This window comes from Micromonospora sp. M61, from assembly GCF_018070245.1.
Classification (GTDB): domain Bacteria; phylum Actinomycetota; class Actinomycetes; order Mycobacteriales; family Micromonosporaceae; genus Micromonospora; species Micromonospora zamorensis.
In genome coordinates this window covers 1-20948 of the sequence record NZ_JAGPYA010000087.1, presented here as the reverse complement: position 1 = coordinate 20948, position 20948 = coordinate 1, and the positions used below count along the sequence as shown (strand labels likewise).

21 protein-coding genes are annotated in these 20948 nt (G+C 68.7%); 7 read left to right on the top strand and 14 right to left on the bottom strand.

The genetic code is table 11. The features are described from left to right. The first annotated feature begins 164 nt into the window (after positions 1 to 164). The 3 genes from KBX34_RS30835 to KBX34_RS30825 all read left to right on the top strand — a co-directional run bounded on the left by KBX34_RS30835 (position 165) and on the right by KBX34_RS30825 (position 5668). On the top strand, positions 165 to 1148 hold the full coding sequence (locus KBX34_RS30835; protein ID WP_210794103.1) for an Lrp/AsnC family transcriptional regulator: 984 nt from the start codon (positions 165 to 167) through the stop codon (positions 1146 to 1148). Positions 1149 to 1572: 424 nt separating this feature from the next. Then, complete coding sequence (locus KBX34_RS30830) at positions 1573 to 2751, top strand: ThuA domain-containing protein (RefSeq protein WP_088948086.1); 1179 nt, start codon at positions 1573 to 1575, stop codon at positions 2749 to 2751. An 88-nt stretch (positions 2752 to 2839) separates the two neighbouring features. Further along, positions 2840 to 5668, top strand: coding sequence for a PQQ-dependent sugar dehydrogenase (locus tag KBX34_RS30825; protein ID WP_210928513.1), 2829 nt, complete (start codon positions 2840 to 2842; stop codon positions 5666 to 5668). A 119-nt stretch (positions 5669 to 5787) separates the two neighbouring features. Here the strand turns inward: KBX34_RS30825 and KBX34_RS30820 are convergent, their stop codons facing one another. Then, on the bottom strand, positions 5788 to 6447 hold the full coding sequence (locus KBX34_RS30820) for a hypothetical protein (protein ID WP_307871534.1): 660 nt from the start codon (positions 6445 to 6447) through the stop codon (positions 5788 to 5790). Positions 6448 to 6644: 197 nt separating this feature from the next. On the opposite strand from KBX34_RS30820, the gene KBX34_RS30815 reads away from it, so the two are divergent. After that, positions 6645 to 7559, top strand: a complete 915-nt coding sequence (locus KBX34_RS30815; protein ID WP_210928511.1) for an NAD(P)-dependent oxidoreductase — start codon at positions 6645 to 6647, stop codon at positions 7557 to 7559. On the opposite strand, the gene KBX34_RS30810 is transcribed toward KBX34_RS30815, so the two are convergent. The 3 genes from KBX34_RS30810 to KBX34_RS30800 form a co-directional block, all read right to left on the bottom strand. After that, positions 7556 to 7996, bottom strand: a complete 441-nt coding sequence (locus KBX34_RS30810; protein ID WP_210928509.1) for a GNAT family N-acetyltransferase — start codon at positions 7994 to 7996, stop codon at positions 7556 to 7558. The two genes, KBX34_RS30815 and KBX34_RS30810, sit on opposite strands and share 4 nt — an antisense overlap. Before the next feature lie 45 nt (positions 7997 to 8041). After that, positions 8042 to 8245 (bottom strand): hypothetical protein, encoded by a 204-nt coding sequence (locus KBX34_RS30805; RefSeq protein WP_210928507.1) that lies wholly within the window; start codon positions 8243 to 8245, stop codon positions 8042 to 8044. Positions 8246 to 8397: 152 nt separating this feature from the next. Continuing rightward, a complete protein-coding gene (locus KBX34_RS30800; protein WP_088948080.1) occupies positions 8398 to 9264 on the bottom strand; it encodes a LysR family transcriptional regulator in 867 nt (288 codons plus the stop codon). 157 nt (positions 9265 to 9421) lie between these two features. Here KBX34_RS30800 and KBX34_RS30795 point away from each other — a divergent pair, with 157 nt between their 5' ends. Next, the gene (locus KBX34_RS30795) at positions 9422 to 10141 is read left to right on the top strand and encodes an SDR family oxidoreductase (RefSeq protein ID WP_210928506.1); all 720 of its coding nucleotides are present in this window, start codon (positions 9422 to 9424) and stop codon (positions 10139 to 10141) included. Positions 10142 to 10262: 121 nt separating this feature from the next. Then, positions 10263 to 10757 (top strand): GNAT family N-acetyltransferase, encoded by a 495-nt coding sequence (locus KBX34_RS30790; protein WP_210928504.1) that lies wholly within the window; start codon positions 10263 to 10265, stop codon positions 10755 to 10757. A gap of 24 nt (positions 10758 to 10781) precedes the next feature. Here KBX34_RS30790 and KBX34_RS30785 read toward each other — a convergent pair whose 3' ends face one another. The 6 genes from KBX34_RS30785 to KBX34_RS30760 form a co-directional block, all read right to left on the bottom strand. After that, on the bottom strand, positions 10782 to 11222 hold the full coding sequence (locus KBX34_RS30785; RefSeq protein ID WP_210794113.1) for a VOC family protein: 441 nt from the start codon (positions 11220 to 11222) through the stop codon (positions 10782 to 10784). A 518-nt stretch (positions 11223 to 11740) separates the two neighbouring features. Next, positions 11741 to 12142 (bottom strand): hypothetical protein, encoded by a 402-nt coding sequence (locus KBX34_RS30780; protein WP_088948078.1) that lies wholly within the window; start codon positions 12140 to 12142, stop codon positions 11741 to 11743. 99 nt (positions 12143 to 12241) lie between these two features. Beyond that, positions 12242 to 12742, bottom strand: coding sequence for a hypothetical protein (locus KBX34_RS30775; protein ID WP_210928502.1), 501 nt, complete (start codon positions 12740 to 12742; stop codon positions 12242 to 12244). Beyond that, complete coding sequence (locus tag KBX34_RS30770) at positions 12739 to 13329, bottom strand: CDP-alcohol phosphatidyltransferase family protein (RefSeq protein ID WP_088948076.1); 591 nt, start codon at positions 13327 to 13329, stop codon at positions 12739 to 12741. Before KBX34_RS30770 ends, KBX34_RS30775 begins: the two co-directional genes overlap by 4 nt. Continuing rightward, on the bottom strand, positions 13326 to 13553 hold the full coding sequence (locus KBX34_RS30765) for a hypothetical protein (protein WP_088948075.1): 228 nt from the start codon (positions 13551 to 13553) through the stop codon (positions 13326 to 13328). The genes KBX34_RS30770 and KBX34_RS30765 overlap by 4 nt, the downstream gene beginning before the upstream one ends. Further along, entirely contained in the window at positions 13554 to 13910 is a 357-nt protein-coding gene (locus KBX34_RS30760) for a winged helix-turn-helix domain-containing protein (protein WP_088948074.1), read from the bottom strand. A 103-nt stretch (positions 13911 to 14013) separates the two neighbouring features. Here KBX34_RS30760 and KBX34_RS30755 point away from each other — a divergent pair, with 103 nt between their 5' ends. Continuing rightward, complete coding sequence (locus tag KBX34_RS30755) at positions 14014 to 14397, top strand: SMI1/KNR4 family protein (RefSeq protein ID WP_374223735.1); 384 nt, start codon at positions 14014 to 14016, stop codon at positions 14395 to 14397. A gap of 12 nt (positions 14398 to 14409) precedes the next feature. On the opposite strand, the gene KBX34_RS30750 is transcribed toward KBX34_RS30755, so the two are convergent. The 4 genes from KBX34_RS30750 to metH all read right to left on the bottom strand — a co-directional run. Next, positions 14410 to 15096: a Type 1 glutamine amidotransferase-like domain-containing protein gene (locus tag KBX34_RS30750; RefSeq protein WP_210928498.1), complete on the bottom strand. Its 687-nt coding sequence runs from the start codon at positions 15094 to 15096 to the stop codon at positions 14410 to 14412. A 1421-nt stretch (positions 15097 to 16517) separates the two neighbouring features. Continuing rightward, positions 16518 to 16946 carry a hypothetical protein gene (locus KBX34_RS30745; protein WP_210928496.1) on the bottom strand — a complete coding sequence of 143 codons (429 nt, stop codon included), beginning with the start codon at positions 16944 to 16946 and terminating at the stop codon, positions 16518 to 16520. Positions 16947 to 17607: 661 nt separating this feature from the next. Further along, positions 17608 to 17742 (bottom strand): hypothetical protein, encoded by a 135-nt coding sequence (locus tag KBX34_RS34140; protein WP_282102709.1) that lies wholly within the window; start codon positions 17740 to 17742, stop codon positions 17608 to 17610. Between the two features lie 460 nt (positions 17743 to 18202). Beyond that, positions 18203 to 20948, bottom strand: a 2746-nt coding sequence (gene metH / locus KBX34_RS30740) for a methionine synthase (RefSeq protein WP_210928494.1), incomplete at its 5' end; no start/stop codon positions are given.

Sequence of the window (20948 nt, the reverse complement as noted above, 5' to 3'; positions counted from 1 at the left end):
CGCCGCCCTGGCCGCGGTCCTCCTGCTGGGCCACCCGCGCCCGGTACGCGACCCACAGCCAGCCGCCCAGCGACCCGAATCCGTCCCGGCCTGACCTCGCCAACCGAAGGACGGCGGCGTCAGCGGCTCCTACGCTGGTGACGCCGACGACGATCAGGAAGACCGTGACTCCTTCCCTGGACCAGCTCGACCTGCAACTGCTGCAGGCCCTGCAACTCGACGGTCGCGCCCCCTTCAGCCGGATCGCCGCCGCCCTCGGCGTCTCGGACCAGACCGTCGCCCGCCGTTTCCGCCGCCTGCAAACCCAGGCGGGGCTACGCGTGCTGGGCATGACCGACGAGAGCCGCGTCGGCCGCTCCAACTGGATCGTCCGGCTCCGGTGCACCCCGGACATGTCCGAACGGCTGGCCGACGCCCTCGCCCGCCGCCCGGACACCTCCTACGTCGCGCTGATCTCCGGCGGCAGTGAGGTGGTCTGCGAGATAAGGCCCCGCAGTCGCGCCGCCCGCGACGAACTGCTGCTGGGCCGGTTGCAGCGCACCTCACGGGTGATCGGGTTCAGCGCACACTGCCTGTTGCACCGCTTCTACGGCGGTCCCCTGCGCTGGCTGCAGAAGGCCAACGCCCTCAGCGCCGAGCAGGAGGCGGCGCTGCGCCCCGCGCCGCTGGACAAGGCCGCCCCAGGCACCGTCACGGTCGACGACACCGACGAGGCGCTGCTCGCCGCGCTGTTCCGGGATGGCCGGACCGGCCTCGCCGACCTGCAGAGAGCGTGCGGCCAGTCCGAGGACGTGGTGCGGCGCCGCCTGGACCGGCTGCGCGGCGACGGCGCGCTCTACTTCGCCGTGCAGTATCTGCCGGAACACGTGGGCCGCGAGATCGGCGCGATGCTGTGGCTGACCGTGGCGCCGTCCGCGCTGGCCGCGGCCGGGCACGCGCTCGCCGAGCACACGGAGGTGGAGTTCGCCGCCGCGGCCACCGGCCAGACCAACATCATCGCTGCCGTCCGCTGCCGTGGCACCGAGGAGCTGTACGCGTACCTGAACGACAAGATCGGCGCGCTGGACGGCATCCGCACCGTCGAGACCGCGCTGATGCTGCGCCAGATCAAACAGCTGGCGCTCGCGCCTGCGGCCGTACCAGGCTGAGAGTCCCGGTGGCACCGTCCAGTGGGTGGTAGCCGACGGGCACGGGCTTGACGGAGCGCAGACATCGGAGGTTTACTGCGTCAGCGATGCATGTCGATGGGCTTCGATCGTCCACATTGGCCGGCTGAGGTCGTCGTCGTTGCCATCGCGAACGTGTCGTCGCCGTCGCGCCAGCCGTCTCCTGGCACTGTCGGCAGCGACGCGACGCTCCCCCCTCGGCGGGCGGGGAGCACCCGGCACGGCAACCCGCACTGCGCAGCGTCGCGCTCCCCCGCAGGACGATCCCCACCGGCACGGCACCACCCCGCACCATCTCAGCCGAGCATCGGCGGCCCGGCTCCGTACCACCGCCATCTCGGCCCCGGCGAGCCCCCACAGCTCCGTGACGCGCGCCCGGGTCGACGCTCAGCAGAGGAGCAAGAGCATGCGTTCCCGTCCCCGTCTGTTAGCACTCGTCACCGGCCTCGCCGTGTTCCTGACCAGCCTGGTGGCCCTTCCGACGCCGGCCTCGGCGGCACCGCTGACCAAGGTCCTGGTGTTCAGCAAGACCGCCGGCTTCCGGCACTCGTCCATCCCGAACGGCATCGCCGCGATCCAGCAGCTCGGCTCGGCCAACGGCTTCACCGTGACCTCGACCGAGGACGCCGCCCAGTTCACCACCAGCAACCTGGCCCAGTACCAGGCGGTGGTCTTCCTGTCGACGACCGGTGACGTCCTCAACGCCAGCCAGCAGACGGCCTTCGAGTCGTACATCGCCGCAGGTGGCGGGTACGTCGGCGTGCACGCAGCCGCCGACACCGAGTACAGCTGGCCGTGGTACGGCTCGCTGGTCGGTGCATGGTTCGACTCGCACCCGGCGATCCAGACCGCGACCGTGAAGATCGAGGACCGGACGAACCCGTCGACCGCCCACCTGAGCGACACCTGGGTCCGCTCCGACGAGTGGTACAACTACCGCACCAACCCCCGGTCCAGCGCGCGGGTCCTGGCCAGCCTCGACGAGTCGTCCTACAGCGGCGGCAACATGAGCGGCGACCACCCGATCACCTGGTGCAAGGCGTACGGCGGCGGACGGGCCTGGTACACGGGCCTCGGGCACACCGAGGCGTCGTACACCGACCCGAACTTCACCCGGATGCTGCTCGGCGGCCTCCAGGTCGCCGCGGGCTCCGTCACGGCGGACTGCTCGCCGCGCACCACGACCCCGCCGCCGAGCGGCTCGACGCTGCGGGCCCGGGCCAACAACCAGTACGTCAGCGCGCTCAACGCCACCACCGCGCTGATCGCCAACCGCAGCAGTGTCGGCACCACCGAGCGGTTCGACCTGGTCAACCTCGCCAACGGCAATGTGGCGCTGCGTTCCAAGGGCAACGGGCAGTTCGTCGCCGCCGAGAACGCCGGTGCCGCCGCGCTGATCGCCAATCGGGCCACCGCCGGCGCGTGGGAGACGTTCCAGCTCGTGCGCAACTCCGACGGCACGGTGAGCCTGCGGGCCACTGTGAACAACCGTTACGTCGCCGCCGAGAATGCGGGCGCCTCCGCGCTGATCGCCAACCGGACCTCCATCGGTCAGTGGGAGAAGTTCGACCTCGTCACCGGCTGACCTGGTCCCCCGCACGTTCCCCACGATCCCCATCTGGTCGTGGTGCGCCCCCGCGCGCCCGTCCACCGGTCGTCGAGAAAGGACGATCATGCTTTCGTACCCCCGGCGCTGGCCCCGGGCTCTCCTCGCGGCGGTCACCACCGTCGCGAGCGTGACCCTGGCTGTGGCCGCACCGTCGACCGCCCAGGCGGCGGTCATTCCCGCCTCCGACTATCAGCAGGTCAAACTCGCCACCGGCTCGGCCGAGCTGGGTGAGGCCATGTCCCTGGCCGTGCTGCCCAACCGCTCGGTGCTCCACACCGCCCGCAACGGTGTGCTGCGGGTGACCGACGTGGCCGGCAACACCAAGGTGTCCGGCACCCTGTCGGTCTACACCCACGACGAGGAGGGGTTGCAGGGCGTCGCCGTCGACCCCAACTTCGCCAGCAACCGGTGGATCTACCTGTATTACTCGCCCACGTTGAGCACGCCGTCCGGGGACGCACCGACCACCGGCTCGCAGTCTGACTGGGACCGGTGGAAGGGACACCTGCGGCTGTCCCGGTTCACGCTCAACAGCGACGACACGCTCAACCTGGGCAGCGAGAAGATCGTGCTCCAGGTCGCCAACGACCGTGGGCAGTGCTGCCACGTCGGCGGTGACCTGGACTTCGACGCCGCCGGCAACCTGTACCTGACCACCGGCGACGACACCAATCCGTTCGAGTCGTCCGGCTACGCGCCGCTGGACGAGCGGACCAACCGCAACCCGCAGTTCGACGCCCAGCGCTCGGCGGGCAACACCAACGACCTGCGGGGCAAGGTGCTGCGGATCAAGCCGCAGGCGGACGGCACGTACACCATCCCGTCGGGCAACCTGTTCGCGCCCGGCACGTCGGGCACCCGCCCGGAGATCTACGCGATGGGTCTGCGCAACCCGTTCCGGATGAGCGTCGACAAGGCGACCGGTGTCGTCTACCTCGGCGACTACGGCCCCGACGCCGGGAGCACGAACTCCAGCCGTGGCCCGTCGGGTCAGGTCGAGTTCAACCGCATCGCGGCGCCCGGCAACTACGGCTGGCCGTACTGCACGGGTGCCAACACCAGCACGGAAACATACAATGAATACACCTTCCCGTCCGGGCCGTCGCAGTCCAAGTACAACTGCACGGGCGGGCCGACGAACAACTCGTTCCGCAACACCGGGCTCGGCACGCTGCCCGCGGCGAAGCCGGCCTGGATCAAGTACGCCGGCGACTCCGGCTCACCGTCGGAGTTCGGCAGCGGCTCGGAGTCGCCGATGGGTGGGCCGGTCTACCGGTACGACGCCTCCCTCAACTCCAGCATCAAGTTCCCGGCGTCGCTGAACGGCCAGTTCTTCGCCGGCGAGTACGGCCGCCGCTGGATCAAGGCCATCGCGGTCAACTCCGACGGCTCCCGGGGGGAGATCTCCAACTTCCCGTGGAGCGGCACGCAGGTCATGGACATGGCCTTCGGCCCGGACGGCGCGCTCTACGTGCTGGACTACGGCACCGGCTCGAACAACCAGGCGCTGTTCCGGATCGAGTACATCGGTGGTGGCAACCGCAGCCCGATCGCTGTCGCCTCGGCGAACCCCACGTCGGGGGCCAACCCGTTGACTGTCACCTTCTCGTCGGCCGGCAGCTCCGACCCCGAGGGTGGGGCGCTGAGCTACCTGTGGACGTTCGGCGACGGCACCACGTCGACGGCGGCCAACCCCACCAAGACGTACACCACGAACGGCACGTACTCCCCCACGTTGAAGGTCACCGACCCGACCGGCCTGTCCGGCACGGCGAGCCTGGTCATCACCGTCGGCAACACGGCCCCGACGGTGACGCTGACCGCGCCCACCGACGGGCAGTTGTTCAACTTCGGTGACACGGTGCCGTACCAGATCTCGGTGAGCGACCCGCAGGACGGCACGATCGACTGCTCCAAGGTCAGCCTGACGTACGCGCTGGGCCACGACAGCCACGCCCACCAGATCACCTCGAAGAACGGGTGCAGCGGCTCGATCACCGTGCCGACCGACGGGGAGCACGACTCGGCGGCCAACATCTACGGCGTCTTCGACGCCGCCTACACCGACAACGGTGGGCTCACCACGCACAGCATCAAGACCCTGCAACCGAAGCACCGGCAGGGTGAGCACTTCAGCGCCCAGTCCGGCGTCCAGGCCACCGACCACACCAACGCCGAGGGTGGCCGTACCGCCGGGTTCATCGAGAACAACGACTGGATCTCGTACCAGCCGTACAACCTGTCCAACGCGACCCGGTTCACCGCCCGGGTCTCCTCGGCCGGCGCCGGCGGCACCATCGAGGTCCGTGCCGGCTCCGCGACCGGATCCCTGCTGGGCACCGCCACGGTGCCGGTGACCGGTAGCTGGGAGACCTTCGCCGACGTCTCCACCGCCATCAGCAACCCGCCCAGCGCGTCGACCTCGCTGTACCTGGTGTTCAAGGGCGGCACGGGCAACCTGTTCGACGTCGACGCGTTCACCTTCACCACCGGCACCACCACCCCCAGCGGGGGGATCACGCTGCGGGCGCAGGTCAACAACCAGTACGTGTCGGCGGTCGGCACCAACCCGCTGATCGCCAACAAGGCCAGCGTCTCGACGACCGAGCAGTTCGACCGGGTGGACGCCGGCAACGGCAACATCGCCCTCCGGTCACGCGCCAACGGGCTGTACGTCTGCGCCGAGAACGAGGGCGCGGCGCCGTTGATCGCGAACCGCACGACGGTCGGACCGTGGGAGACCTTCCAGATCATCACCAACTCGGACGGGACGGTTGGCCTGCGGGCACTGGCCAACAACCAGATCGTGGCCGCCGAGAACGCCGGGGCGGGGGCGTTGATCGCCAACCGCACGTCGGTCGGCTCCTGGGAGAGGTTCGTCCTCACTGGCTGAGCGACGGAGCCCGGCCTGGTCGGTGGCCGGGCCGGCCCGCTGATCCAGAGTGGGAGTGCGGGGCGGGCGGTGACATCCGCCCGCCCCGGTTCTTCTCGCCGTCGTCTCGGGGAGCGGACTCAGGAATCTGCCGGCACCCCTGCCTCGAGCTGACCGATCATCGGCGCGAGGAGGTCGTTGAGCTCCCGGGCCAGCACCGCCACGGCTCGGCGCGCGGTGACCGCCACGGAGCCGTCCGGACCGTCCGGGGCGGGCGGCAGGTCGTCGAGCGGGAGCGGCGCCTCCACCTGGAGCATCGCCCGCAGGTGCGGGCTTCGCGTCTGATCCTGCTCCGTCGGAGTGGTGAACTGGCCGAACAGCTGGGGCCAGTCTCGCCAGCCGCGGTCACGCTGCCACTGCTTGGTCCAGGTGAGCTCGGCCGGCCAGCCGGAGACCACCGCCACGGCGCAGACCATGCTGCCGTCCCACGGGCTTCGCGTGCAGGTCGCCGACACGATCCGCCGATGCCAGCGGACGAAGCCGGGCGACAGCTCACCGGCGATCCGCCAGGCCGTCGCCGCGAACTCGACCGGGGCGATGTCACCCCAGGTCACGGCGAACTCGTCGATCCGCCCCAGCACCTCGGCCTCGTAGCGGCCCCGCCCGTCGGTGCCGTGCTCACGGTCGAACTGCTCATCCAGCCAGAAGGCGCGCGGCTCCGGCATCGTCTCCCCCCGTTCGTCGCGATGGCACCCCGCCTTCGGCACCCGGCCCCGGTTGGTGAGGACGGTTTCCGGCACGGTGCGGAGGGTGCCGCAGTCAGGCAACCGTCACTGACCGTACACGAGTCGACCACACTGGATCGGCTGTTCGCGCTTGGCGTGAGCGGTGCGACGTCGGAGCGCACCGGGCATCGGCGGCGGGATTCCGGCACTGCACGCTCGGTGACAGCCGTGGCGGCTTGACAAGGACCCGGATCCAGAGTGGACGATGCACCGTGCGAATTCTCGTGGTGGGTGGCAGTGGCCTGATCGGCGCTCATGTCGTGGACGTGCTGCGCGAGCGCGGGCATGCCACCACCACTGTGGCGCGTACCGCCCATCCGGGCGTCGACCACCTGCTCGATGTCGGGTCCGCCTCGATCGAGGAACTGCGGCCGTTGCTCGCCGGGCACGACGGCGTCGTGTACGCCACCCGCACCGACGAGCAGAAGCCGCTGCCCAAGCCGATCTATCCGGAGTTCCGCCGCGACAACGTCGAACCGGTGGTACGCCTGTTCACCGCCGCCCGCCTGGAGGGCCTCACCCGCGGGGTCGTGATGGGGTCGTACTACACCTATTTCGACCGGCTGCATCCGCAGTGGCGGCTCGCCGAGCGTCACACGTACATCCGTTGCCGGCTGGAGCAGGCCCGCGAGGGGCGCGTCGCAGCCGGCCCGGATCTGCCGGTCGCCGTCCTCGAACTGCCCTTCGTCTTCGGTCGGGCCGGTGACCGGCTGCCGAACTGGGCCGGGCCGCTGGACCGGTGGGCCCGCTCCCGTACACCTCTGGTCGCGCCGACCGGCGGAAGCGCCGCGGCCTCGGCCCGCAGCGTGGCCGAGGTCGCGGCCGACGCCCTGGAGCAGGCCAGCGGCGCGGACATCCCGGTCGCCGACGAGAACCTGACCTGGGCCGACATGATCGCGCGCATCGCGGACGCGGTCGGCCGACGCCGCCGGGTCGCCCGGCTGCCGGCCGGCGCGGCGAAGGCCGCGCTGCGCCTCGGCGGCGCGCTACAGGCCCTCGCCCGCAAGGAGTCGGGCGTCAACCCCAGCTACCTCGCCGATCTCCTGCTCGCCGAGCTGTTCATCGAGCCGACGACCGGCCGGCCGCTGGATCCGGCGCTGCGGGAGACCTTCGCCCGACAGGCCTAGGCCGGTGGTCGGGCGAGATAGGCGGTCTTGACGTCGGGCGAGAACCCGCAGGCGCGGTAGAAGCCGTGCGTCGCGGGGTTGCGCGAACCCGTCATCAGCATCGCCTTGTAGCAGCCCGCGTCCCATGCCGCCTGGAGCGTGTCGGCCATGATCTGCCGCCCCAGACCGGTGCCTCGCCGTGATTCCTCCACGACGACGTTCTCGATGACGGCGTACGGGGACGCCGACCGGCTCAGGTTGGGGATCACGTTGAGGTACGTCGAGGCGACGACGGCCCCGTCCAGTTCGAGGACGAAGAGGTGCAGCCCCGGTGAGCCGAGGACCTGCCGGAAGACCGCCGCAGCGGAGTCATCGTCCAGCACCGGATCGTCCGGGTTCAGCTGTTGGTAGAGGCGGATGATCTGCGCCAGGTCGTCAGGCCGAGCCGCACGGAACATGCAGTGAGCGTAACCAGAGCCGCCACCGCGGCCGCTCCCACGTCGCTACCGGTCGACGCGTCCCATGCCGCGATACACCACGGTGATGATCAGGAAGAGCGTGCCGACCAGCACGAGGGTGATCACGGCGTTGACCGCCACGGGCAGGTCCCGAACCAGGTACTGCTTGACGTAGTTGCTGCCGAGGATGATGGGGACGTAGATCCACCAGGGTGCCCACTTGCCGTTCGGTTGCTCTTCCCCGCTCACGGATGACCTCTTTCGACAGTGCCGCCAGGACCCCCGCCGACCGTGCGGCGACGCTGCATCCACCCTGGCCCCGAATGTCAGCCGTGCCATCGACGCGGGGAACGAGAACGGCCTCATCAGTTGGTACTACGACCCGACCCGGACGCCGTCGCTCACGCCTGCGCCTGCCGCGCGGCGATCTCGACGAACTCCCGCACCAGCGGCGACCGGTCGTCCTCGGCCCAGGCCAGGCACACCTGGTTGTGCCCGAGGTCGCCGACGGACACGTGGACGACGTCCGGCCTGGTGTAGAACGTCGCGGTCGACAGCGGCAGGATCACCACCCCGGCGTACGCGGCGACGTGTTCCAGCTTCTCCTCGACGGAGTTCAGCTCGGGTCGGGGGCGGGGGTCGGGATCCGTCGGACGGTTCGGCAGGTCCCGCCACTCGGGCACCGCGTCCGGGTCCTGGAGCAGCCGCTCCTCGACGAGCTCGGCCAGGTCGACCGATTCCTTCCCGGCCAGGCGGTGCTCCTGGGGCAGGATCACGACACGGGGTTCGGTGAACAGGGGGCGCAGGCTCAGGCCGCGCTGGTCGATCGGAAGCCGCACGTAGCTGACGTCGGCGCGCCCCTCGCGTACCACCTCGGCCTGGTCGTTCCAGGAGGTACGGACGACACCGACGGACAGGTCGGGGTGCCGGTCGGCGATCGCGCGAGCCTCGGCGGTGACGATGATGCCGGGCATGAACGCGATGGTGAACGTCGGTCGGCCGTGCGCGGCACGTTGCACGCGCCGGTGCAGTGCCTCGGCGGAGGCGAGCAGCGGACGAGCGTCGGTCAGGAGTTGGCGGCCGGCCTCGGTCAGCACGGTGGAGCGACGATCACGGACGAAGAGCTCCGCGCGGAGTTCGTGCTCGAAGGCCCGGATCTGGCGTGACAGGACCGGCTGGGCGATGTGCAGCCGCGCGGCTGCCCGACCGAAGTGCAGCTCCTCGGCAACCGCCACGAAGTAGCGCAGCTTGCGCAGATCCACGTCCATCCGGTCCCCGTCCGGTTCGGGTTGCTGATCGTTCCACGATACCCACCGACTTCATGCTCATCGGGTATCACAGCAGGTGAAAGAGGTCTTGGACGCGGGCGTCGGGTCGACGCATGGTGGGAACCGTCTTCACCACGAACCCCGGAAGGACACGATCATGAACCTCAGCGACCAGCGTGTCGTCGTACTCGGCGGAACCTCGGGAATCGGGCTCGCCACCGCCACCCGGGCCGCCCGCGAGGGCGCCCAGGTCGTGGTCGCCTCCCGCAACCAGAGCAGCGTCGACCGCGCCCTGGCGACCCTGCCGACCAGCACCCAGGGGTACGTCGCCAACCTCACCGACCCCGGCGACGTGGCCCGGCTGTTCCAGGGCCTCGGGCCGTTCGACCACCTCGTCTACACCGCCGGTGAGCCGCTCGCGCTGATGTCCGTCGACGCCCTCGACCTCGCCGCCGCCCGTACCGCCTTCGACCTGCGCTACTTCGGCTCCCTGTCGGCGGTCAACGCGGCACTGCCGTACCTGCGCCCAGGTGGGTCGATCACCCTCACCACCGGCACCGCCAACCACCGGCCGAGCGCCGGCTGGTCGGTGGCGGCCAGCATCACCGGGGCGACCGACGCGCTGGTCCGCGCGCTCGCCGTCGAACTCGCCCCGATCCGGGTCAACGCCGTCTCCGCAGGCGTGATCCGCTCGCCGCTCTGGGACCCGCTTCCGGAGGAAACCCGAGAGCAGATGTACGCCCAGCTCAGCGGGTCACTGCCGCTCGGTCGGGTGGGCGAGCCGGAGGAGGTTGCCGAGGCCTTCGTCTACCTGCTGCGGGCGACCTATGCCACCGGCACGGTGGTGACCGTCGACGGCGGCACCCTGATCGCCTGAGCCGGACTCGATCACGTCGATCATGGAGTTGTGGTGCCCGGAACACGGCAAACCTTTACCTTTGTCACCCACCACAACTCCATGATCGACAGAGTGCCTGGTTCTGTGGCAGGGTTTGGCGGTGAAGGACTTCGGTGTCCGCGTCGCCAGCTCGGCAGATCGCGCGTTCCTGATCGACATGCTCGCGGCGGCAGTGAACTGGTTGCCGGAGCGCAACTGGCCCCGCGAGCAGATCCTGGCTGACCCGGCGCTGGCGCACTACGTCACCGGTTGGATGCGGCCCGACGACTTCGGGATGGTCGCGACGGAGCCGGCGGGCCGGCCGGTCGGGGCGGCCTGGTTCCGGTACCTGACCGCCGCCGACCTGGGTTACGGGTACGTGAGCGACGACGTGCCGGAACTGACCATCGGTGTGGTGGAGTCGTGGCGGGGCCAGGGGGTGGGTCGGGCCCTCCTGCGCGCCGTCCTGAACGCCGCGCGCGAGCGCGGCGTTCGCACCGTCTCGTTGAGCGTGGAAAGGGCGAACGTCGCCAGACAGCTGTACGTGGCTGAAGGGTTCCGCACTGTCGAGTCGTTCGAGAACGCGGACACGATGGTCTCCGAGATCCAGGCCTGACGCTCACGAACACCCGCCGGGCCCTCACCTGAGCTGCTCGGCCAGCCCGACGATGATGCCCTCGGGGCCGCGGACGTAGCAGAGCCGAAAGATGTCCTCGTACCGCTCCAGCTCGCCCACGAGGTCCGCGCCACGGGCACGCAGGCGGGCGACGACGTCCTCGATGTCGTCGACGGCGAACATGATGCGACGAAGACCGAGCGTATTCGCCGGCGCGTCCCTGGGCTCGGGGCTGATCGCCTTCGGCGTGTGGAACATCGCCAGCTCGACCTTGCCCTGGCCGTCCGGGGTGCGCAGCATCGCGACCTCCTGCCGGACGTCGTCGACCCCGATGACACGCTCCACCCACCGTCCCTCGACCGGCCCTCTGCCCTCCAGCTCCATGCCCAGTTCGACGAAGAACGCAATGACAGCGTCGAGGTCCTCGACAACGATGAGGACGTTGTCCATCCGCTGGATCGCCATGCTGGATCTCCCTGGTCCGGTACGGCCCCTGTGGCCGCATCCTCCCCCGGGACGGAGCCGCCCGGCCGTTCTCGACACAGGTTTCGTCAGTCAGTGGCTGGCCCCCTGTCGGGCCAGGGCCCGGGTCGACGGCCACGGCCGGCAGGGCCAGGTCCGCACGTTAGAGTCCGGCCGTGGACAGCGGCACGTCCCTCGGTGTTCGCCGTCGTGACGGCCACGACGACGGTGCTGTCGTCGACAACCCAAGTAGTTCCTGGCGATTGTGCGGGCGCATTAGCGGCTCGGCCCAGTTGTCTCGATCGAGTCGTCGGTTCTGAAGAACCGCACGGAGGCCGACACGAGCAGCTGCTTGTCGCGCTGGCTTAGTTCCGGGAGTCGTCTACCAACGGCTTGTCGAAGAGGTCCCCACCATCGGGGGAACCCGGTGGTGCAGGAACTTCTCTCGCCGGTGTGATGCCCCTCGCCGCCGCGCTCGTTGTTGTCCTGCAGGCAAGCAGGAGGATGCGGGTGGTGAAGCGTCAGCGGTTCCTGCGGAACTCAACGAGGTCGCAACTGTCGGGATCGCCTTCGAACCGGTACAGCCAGGGCTCAGCGCGATCGCCTGAAATCCACAGTTGGGTATCCCCGAGCCTCAGATCCTCGCTGGTATCCGAGGCGACATCGAGGGTCCAGGTGCCTTCTGCGGTGCGTTCCACGAGATCGGGCGGCACGTTGCTGGCGCCATAGTGACCGTCTTCGCGTAGCTCGATCTTCGCGCCGCCAGAACTGGTGTAGACACCTGCCAGGTCCGACACGGTGATGTCCGAGGGTGGACCGGGCGCGCATCCGAGGTACCGGGAACACCCTGCGGTCGCCGGCACGACCACGATGAGCGACAGGGCGGCGGCGAGTCGCCAGGCTCTTCCCACCAGAGGCTCCATCCTGCCCGGAGGATACGGGGTCGGGCGGCAGTGGAGTCTAGCAGTCACCTTGATCCACACCGGACCTGAATTGGTGAGGCCTCGGCTCCGACGGTCTGCTCAGTAGCCGGCGAAGTGCGGAGCCAGCGCGATCGTCACGAAGCGGATCGTCCGGCCCACCAGGCAGGTCACCGCGAAGGCCGTGGAACGCATGGGTGTACGGCCCAGGTAGACGCTGGCGGCCAGCAACGGCGGGAACCCGGTGATGGCGCTGACCAGCAGCATCCCGGTGGCCTGGCGGGGGCGTTCCATCACCTCGACGAGTCGCGCCCCGGCCGCCTTCGGACGGGCGAGCATCGTCGCCAGCCGCCCCGCCGGCTCCCGCACGGCGGGTGTGCGCCTGCTGAGCCGGCCTTGCAGCCAGGACGAGTGGATCGCGCCGCGCGCGGCGAGGAAGATCAGGACCTTGCCGGCAGTCTGACCGGCCGCGGTAGCTACACCCAGCGCCACCGACGGCGCGCCGGTCGTCGCCACGGCCGCGATCAGGTACGGCTCGGCCGGTGTGAACGGCAGGAAGGCCGACAGGACCCCGACGGCCGCAGCCGCCAGGACGGCGATCATGGCCGGGTGTGCGGCAGGCCCGCCGGCAACTTGGCGGCGCAGACCAACGAGACGACCTTCACCGCGGCGATCGCGAGGGCGAACGTGACGGCCACGGCCGTCGGGGCGACGATCGCCAGGATCACCACCGCGGCGGTGTTCAACGCCTTCGCAGGCGGCGACCAGTTCCACAGGTAGATGCGGCGATCGACGCTGGCGAAGTAGTTCGGACTCAGCAGCGGCCAGCGCAGGAACATCAGGCTCAGCAGCTGGTCGATGACCATGAACTGGACGAGAAACACCGCGACCGGCAGGGCGGTGGCGGGCCGCAGCACGACCAGCGCGGCGGCACAGGCCGACGTGCAGGCACGGTCGGCGACGATGTCGAAGACCGCGCCGGTGCGCGTCTCCTGCCCCAAGGCCCGGGCGGCGGCGCCGTCCAGGATGTCACCGATCCAGTAGATCAGGTATGCGGCGACGAGCAGGTGGACGCTGCGGTGGGTCAACGCCGCCACGGCGAGCGCCACCGAGATGGCGGTCCGGACGGCGGTGATGGCGTTGGGGACGTTGACCAGCGTGACCGGCGGGCTGAGGCCGAGGGCTGTCATTCGGCGTCCTTGAGGATGCGGTGCATCTCGGCGGTGCGTCGGTTCAGATCGGCCAGCTGCGCGCCCATGTCGGCGAGCAGGCGCTGCGTTTCGGCGGCCTGCTCCGCGTACTGCCGCTGCAGTTCGCCGGAGACGGCGACCCGCTTGCGGACGCCGGCATACCAGATGGCCGCGATGACCACGGCGGCGATGACGATGAGGAAGACCGAGGCGGCGATGTCCATCTAACTGTTTCCTTTGGGTACGGCGTCGCCGTCTCCGGCGGTGCTCAGGGTCGTGGCGGCGACCGCCACCACGTCGGGCGTGAGGTGCAGTGAGAACGGGGTGGCCTCGTAGTACTTGAGTGCCTTGCCGTCCGCGGACAACTCCAGATGCGCGGTGACCAGCCCGGCCTTTTCCAACTTCTTGAGGTGCACCTGGAGCAGCGCGCGGCTGATGCCCAGGTCACGGGCGAGTTGTGAGACGTAGGCGCGTTCGCCGGCCAACGCCGCGAGCACACGCAATCGGTGCGGGCTGGCCAGCGTGGCGAGGACCTCGACCAGCCGGTCACCACTCAGCTCCCATACCTCACCTTGGCTCATGCCAACTATTATTGGCATACGCAAGTCAGAGCGTCAACTCGGGGTGGGGCGAGCGGCGCGGCAAGGGTATTTTCGACGCAACCGTCCGAATCCAATGGGGTAGCTGCCCGGCGGCGGCGCGGCTCTACGACCGCCGGCGTCTGAGGCCGACCTCGTGGCGGCGCAGGAGGCAGTCGGCCGGCCGCTGCCGCCGGACCTACGGGCCTGGTGGTTGTACGCCGACGGGGCGCATTCCGGCCTTCAGGTCGACGGAGGGTGGCTCATCCCGCCCGGCTTCGTGCCATACCCGATCGGTGAGGCGTTGGAGGGTCGACGCTTGTGGATGGACGGCGGCCGCAGGAACGGCTGCGTGATGGAGTTCCATCGGGACACTGGCGCACTGGCGCAGCCACCATGGGCAGATGTGGCCGACATGCTCGACGACATTGCCGAGCAGGAGGAAGGCGAGGCGGAACTCGATGACTCAGGTCGGATCGACTGGCCATGATGTCTTTCTCGGTCAGGGGTTGATCAGTCTCCAGTCGCCTTCGGAGATGACCTCAACCGTGCCATCGACCACCTTGATGGCGGTGTTGTCGTCGATGGCGTAAGTCGGGACCGGGATTCCGGACGCCCATTTCTGGATGTTGGACAGCTCGGTGTCCTCCATCTCCGGATGGTTGAGGTGGGGGTACAGGGTGAAATCCACCAGCCCCAGCGCCCGATCGGCGTCCTGCGCCATGTCGCTGCTGTCAGGGACGAATTGACTGTCGAATTCGGCGTCGCAGTTGTACGGGGTGACCGCGATGCTCCCGGCACTGACCCCCACGTAGACCGTGTCACTCAACGACGGCAGGAGGTCGGCCAGGCCCGACTGACGCAGCCAATAGGTCAGGTACAGCACATCGCCGCCCCAGACGAGGAGGGCATCGGCCTCCCGGACCGCCGGGACCCAGTTCTCTTCTCGAATGGTCGGCAGCGCGGTGAGCTCCAACATCCCCAGGGATTTCCAACCGAGCTGGGACAGCGGGATTGAAGCCTGGCCGTGGATCGCCTTCCATGCCCTCTCAGCTCCACCGGGGAAGGGGTAGACCGCGGTGGGGATGAACAGGGCCGTGGATTCGGCGATCGGCTTGCCCAGCAGGTCGACGAGCGCATCGGAGATGCTCGGGTTACAGATGCCCGACGACGTGAGAAGGAACTTCATGAAATCCGCTCCCCTGAAGCCACCACATGACCGCGATCATGTTGTCCATTGAGGCCAGCGTCCCGGCTCGCCGAGCCGAGCGACACACCGCTGGATCATCCGCTGGCGGCCGTCCAACCGTCAACCGCCTCCGCCCGCAACGCTCCGCGAGCTGCACGGCGGGAGCCGAGCATGCCTCGGTGGCAGCTCGGTCTCGTTACACGCTGCGGGTCCGGGCAGGAGACGTCAGCGAAGCGGATCGGGGAAGGGGACTTCTCCCCTCAGCGCCTTCTCGGCCAACTCCGACCGCTCCGCATGAAGAACGTTGTCCTGCAGAGGGTGCCTGGGCACGCTGACACACCGTTGACCTGCCAAGACCTCACACACAGGGCATACCAGAAAGAGCCCACTCGACGGCACCAGCTCGACGCCCTGAGACAGTGCAGCCCTGCCGATCTTGACGATCGAGTGGTACAGGTCGGGGTCCTGATGCCGGGCCGCGGCAGCAGCGACCTCCCGCAGCCCTTCCCAGAACCGTTCGGCAGCCCTTGGCTCCTCCACGTTGATGCGCACACCAGCGCCTGCCCGCAACCAGGCCGACGAAACCCCGGCACGGTCTCGGACTCGTTCACACCAACAGATCTCAGCCGCCCGCCACTTGGCGTTGTATTGATCGTGAGCGGCCCGGAGACGCCCTGATCGTTACGGGCGGTACGTCCATCGGCAGGACGGCTCCCCCTCCTGAGTGCCACTGCCTCCACTGCCGCAGACGGTTCAGGGAGGGGAGTGGCGCGCCCGGCGAGGTACATAGCCTGACCTGGGAACGGTCTTACGCCACGTCCATCGCTTGATCGTTCCACGAATGCTTGAAGAAGGCGTCTTAGCAGTGGCCCTCCAACCAGGTGTCGACGCCGGCCAAACCTATCTATACCTGACGGCAGCCGAGAAGAGTTGCACATAAACCCAGCCCTAGATGATTCGGACTGGCGCAGACCCCGCCAGATCCTTTCTTATGTTCATTTCTGGACCAGTTAGCAGAGGTGCCTGGTTCCAGGCATAGCGAGCATGCTGGGCCACATCCCCCTAAGCCGGGTCACGAGACGAAATTAGAATTTTCCCATCTCTGGACTGTCCGCGCTAACCCAGCCTGAGTAGTAGGCTAATCGGTCAGTAATGTCGTACCCGAGTTCGGCGAGCGCCTTGCGGGTTTTCGCATCGTCGGCTACGCGCCGTTCGATTCTGTAGGGAAAATTGCTCCACTCGGCACATCGCCGTTGTTGGGCTGCTCGCGGCTTGGTGGAAGCCCAAGGACTGAGTTGACGACCAGGCGGCCGACCGTCTCAACCTTCGACGACGGTCGGCCTCTTCATCGCGGCCCGGTACGCCTGCTACTGCATCACCAGCTCGTCGTGCCGGTGAGGACTCCTCATGGTGTCCTAGAACTAGCCGCAGTATGTGAGCGTGCAGTAGAGCTGAACGCTGTTGCCGCCGACCTGGCCTTCGGCGTAGAAGTCGTTGTTCGGGTACTGGTTCGCGAGGTAGATCGGCCCGGCGTACTGGCTGTATTGGTTCGCATCCTCCTTCGATCCGTACGTCACCCCGCCGCCTGCGGGCACCCTGACGAGCGTCGCTCTGGTGTATTTCGTCGTGCCGGCGGTATTGAACGTCACGGCACACATGGTGTTACTGTTCCGGTGCTTCGAAACCACGAGACGGCCGTTGGGGAATTCGTGCGCCTTAATGCGCATGTACTCCGAGCCGCCACAGATTTCCGGTCCAGTCGCCGCGTGCGCCGGGGTCGCCATCCCTCCGACGAGGAGAACCGTGGCGAGCGCGGCGCCAACTCCACTAGCAATTTTCAACTTTTTCATGGCGAGGATTATAGACATGACCCCTGTCGATCTGACTAGCGCCGAGGTGGCGGCCGTGCGCCCGCGGTCTCGACATGCTCGTCGGGTTCATCGGGCTCGCGGATGCGGCTGTGCTCCCACCTGGCTGTGCCACCCTGCTCGCCCACGAAGGGCAGCGGCACCACCTTCCCGAGGAACTTCGCGCCGACGCAGTGGGTCATCCATGCAGGCGCGGACGTGGAGCGCGTCCTGCAGGACTGCTAGGCGACAGCCGGTCATCGGGGTGAGGGCATTGCAGTGATCGCCTGGCTGGAAGCATGGGCGGATGAGGTCGAGGCTACGCAAGCTACACATCGACGGCCGGGAGTTCACCTGGAAGGCCGACATCCGATCCGCATCTGACCCGGACGGTCGTCTGCACCGCTGCATAAGGCTCCGCGTGTGGGGTGCAGGAAAAAACGGTCACGTCCTACAGGTCGACCTGACCGAGCTGCCCTCCTCAGCACCCACCGTTGCCTCTGGCTATCCGTACGTCGAGACCGACGTGCACGGCAGTGGGGAAACGTATCCGTTCCCGACAGCTGCGGACGTACGCGTTCTTGTCTGTTACGGGCTGAGCGCTGGTTGGACACCGGAGGCGTTGGGTGGGACGTTCCAAGTCACCCCGGCAGCTGAACTCGAGCTACCGGGGTTTGCCATCACCGATCTTCTGTGGGCCGTTGACCAGCACCGCTAGTGCTGGGCGCAGACCGACGGCGTCAGGTGCCCGCGCGACAACAATGACCGACTGCCAGAGCTGGCCGCACGTGTCACCCACGTCCCGAGACTGGTCTGTCACCTACATCCTGAGACCCGACATCGCCGGCAGTCCGGCCGGCCCGGTCAGAGGCCAAGGCTCCACCTGATGTTCGCCAAACGATCGGGTGAGGCTGTCTAGAGGAGCTTTGCCGTTCTCGGCGGTGCCGAGCGAGGGGTCGGCCGATGACGTCGCTGGTGGTGTAGGCAGTCATTCCGAGCGTGAGCAGGTGCGGCCGCTGGTCGGCCGTCCAGTCCGCGGTTTCATTGCCTGCTCGGATCAGCTCGGGGGCCACGTGTAGTAGTAGCGACGTCTCCTCCCTACCAGGGAGGACCGCACGCGCCGGGCCATTGATGCGGCCTTCGGTGAGGACCAGGCCGCCGAGGACGTCCCGGAAGCCGTTGACGGCCTGGAGACGGCGTGATCATGGTTCGAGGGCCCTCGGGACGACCGTAATTGCAGGTCAGCGACCTTGCGCCCGTCACTTGGCGTTGAAGTAGCTGGCTTCCGGGTGGTGGACCACGATCGCGTCGGTGGCCTGCTCCGGCATCAACTGGAACTCCTCGGACAGCTCGACCCCGATCCGCTCCGATCCGAGCAGGTCCACGATCTTCGCCCGGTCCTCCAGGTCAGGGCAGGCCGGGTAGCCGAACGCGTACCGGCAGCCCCGGTAGTCGTTGCGCAGCAGACCGGCCAGGTCCGTCGGGTCGTCGTGGCCCAGCGGACGGCCGTCGGGCAGGGTCATCTCCGCCCGGATGCGCCGGTGCCAGTACTCCGCGAGCGCCTCGGTGAGCTGCACGGACAGGCCGTGCACCTCCAGGTAGTCGCGGTACTCGTTGCGGGCGAACAGCTTCGCCGCGTACTCGCTGACCGGCTGGCCCACGGTGACCAGTTGCAACGCGACCACATCGAGCTGGTCGCCCTTGGGCTTGAAGAAGTCCGCCAGGCAGAGCCGCCGCTCCTGGCGCTGGCGGGGGAACGAGAACCGGGCGCGCTCCGCGTGCCCGTTCTCGTCGAGCACCACCAGGTCGTTGCCTTCGGAGTACGCGGGGAAGTAGCCGTACACCACGGCTGCCTCCAGCACCTGGTCGGCGATCAACCGGTCCAGCCAGTAACGCAGACGCGGCCGGCCCTCGGTCTCCACCAGCTCGTCATAGGACGGACCGTTGCCGCCTCGGGCGCCGTTCAGCCCCCACTGCCCACGGAAGGTGGCCCGCTCGTCGAGCAGCGCCGCGTAGTCGGCCATCGGCACGCCCTTGATCACCCGGGTGCCGAAGAACGGCGGGGTGGGCACGGCCACGTCCACTGCCACGTCGGAGCGGGTCGAGGAGTCGTGCAGCTCCGGCAGGGACTCGCTGACCATGGACCGTTGCCGTTCCCGGCGGGCCCGCCGCGCCGCGAGCGCCGCTTCCCGCTCCGGGTCGATCACCGGCGCGCCGCCACGCTTGGCGGTCATCACCTTGTCCATCAGGGACAACCCCTCGAAGGCGTCCCGGGCGTAGTGCACCTGCCCGGGGAACATCGACCGCAGGTCGTCCTCGACGTACGCGCGGGTCAGCGCCGCCCCACCCAGCAGGACGGGCCAGCGCTCCGCGACCCCGCGCGTGGCCATCTCGGCGAGGTTTTCCTTCATGATGACCGTGCTCTTGACCAGCAGCCCGGACATGCCGATCGCGTCGGCGCGGTGCTGCTCGGCGGCGTCCAGGATGGCGCTGATCGGCTGCTTGATGCCGATGTTCACCACCTCGTAGCCGTTGTTGGACAGGATGATGTCGACCAGGTTCTTACCGATGTCGTGCACGTCGCCGCGCACGGTGGCGAGCACGATGCGGCCCTTGCCGCCGTCCTCCGCGGTCTCCATGTGTGGCTCCAGGTACGCCACGGCGGTCTTCATCACCTCGGCGGACTGGAGCACAAACGGCAGTTGCATCTGGCCCGAGCCGAACAGCTCACCGACCACCTTCATGCCGTCCAGCAGGATGTCGTTGATGATCGACAGCGGGGACCGGCCGCCGGCCATCGCCTCGTCCAGGTCGGCCTCCAGGCCGTTGCGCTCACCGTCGATGATCCGCCGCTTGAGCCGCTCGTCCAGCGGCAGCGCCGCCAACTCCTGCGCCCGGCTGGCCCGGGCGCTGGTCACGTCGACACCCTCGAACAGCTCCAGGAAACGCTGCACCGGGTCGTACCCCTCGCGGCGCCGGTCGTAGACCAGGTCCAGGGCGACCTCGCGCTGCTCCTCGGGGATCTTCGACATCGGCAGGATCTTGCTGGCGTGCACGATCGCCGACGTCAGCCCGACCTGCACGCACTCGTGCAGGAACACCGAGTTGAGCACCTGCCGGGCGGCCGGGTTGAGCCCGAAGGAGATGTTCGAGATGCCCAGCGTGAAGTTGACGCCCGGGTAGCGGCGGGTGATCTCCCGGATCGCCTCGATCGTCTCGATGCCGTCGCGGCGGGTCTCCTCCTGGCCGGTGGCGATCGGGAAGGTCAGCGCGTCGATGAGGATGTCCGAGCGGTCCAGGCCCCACCGGCCGGTCAGGTCGTCGATCAGCCGCGCCGCGACCCGAACCTTCCACTCCTGGGTACGCGCCTGCCCCTCCTCGTCGATGAGCAGCGCCACCACCGCCGCGCCGTGCTCGCGGACGATCGGCATCACCCGCGCGTACCGGGAGTCGGGACCGTCGCCGTCCTCGAAGTTCACCGAGTTGACCACGCACCGGCCGCCGAGCATCTCCAGACCGGCCTCCACCACGTTCGGCTCGGTGGAGTCCAACATGATCGGGAGCGTCGACGCGGTGGCGAACCGGCCGGCCAACTCGCGCATGTCCTGCGTGCCGTCGCGGCCGACGTAGTCCACGCACAGGTCGAGCAGGTGCGAGCCGTCGCGGGCCTGACTGCGGGCGATCTCCACACAGGCCCGCCAGTCGCCGGCGAGCATCGCATCCCGGAACGCCTTCGAGCCGTTGGCGTTGGTCCGCTCCCCCACCATCAGCACCGACGCGTCCTGGGCGAACGGCACCGGGTGGTAGACCGAGGAGACACCCGCCTCGTGCCGGGGCTCACGAGCCGGGGCGGTGACGCCGTGCAACCGCTCGGACAGCACCCGGATGTGCTCCGGGGTGGTGCCGCAGCAGCCGCCGACCAGCCCCACGCCGTACTCGGTGATGAACCGCTCCAGGGCCTCGGCCAGCTCCACGGGAGTCAACGGGAAGTACGCCCCGTCGGCG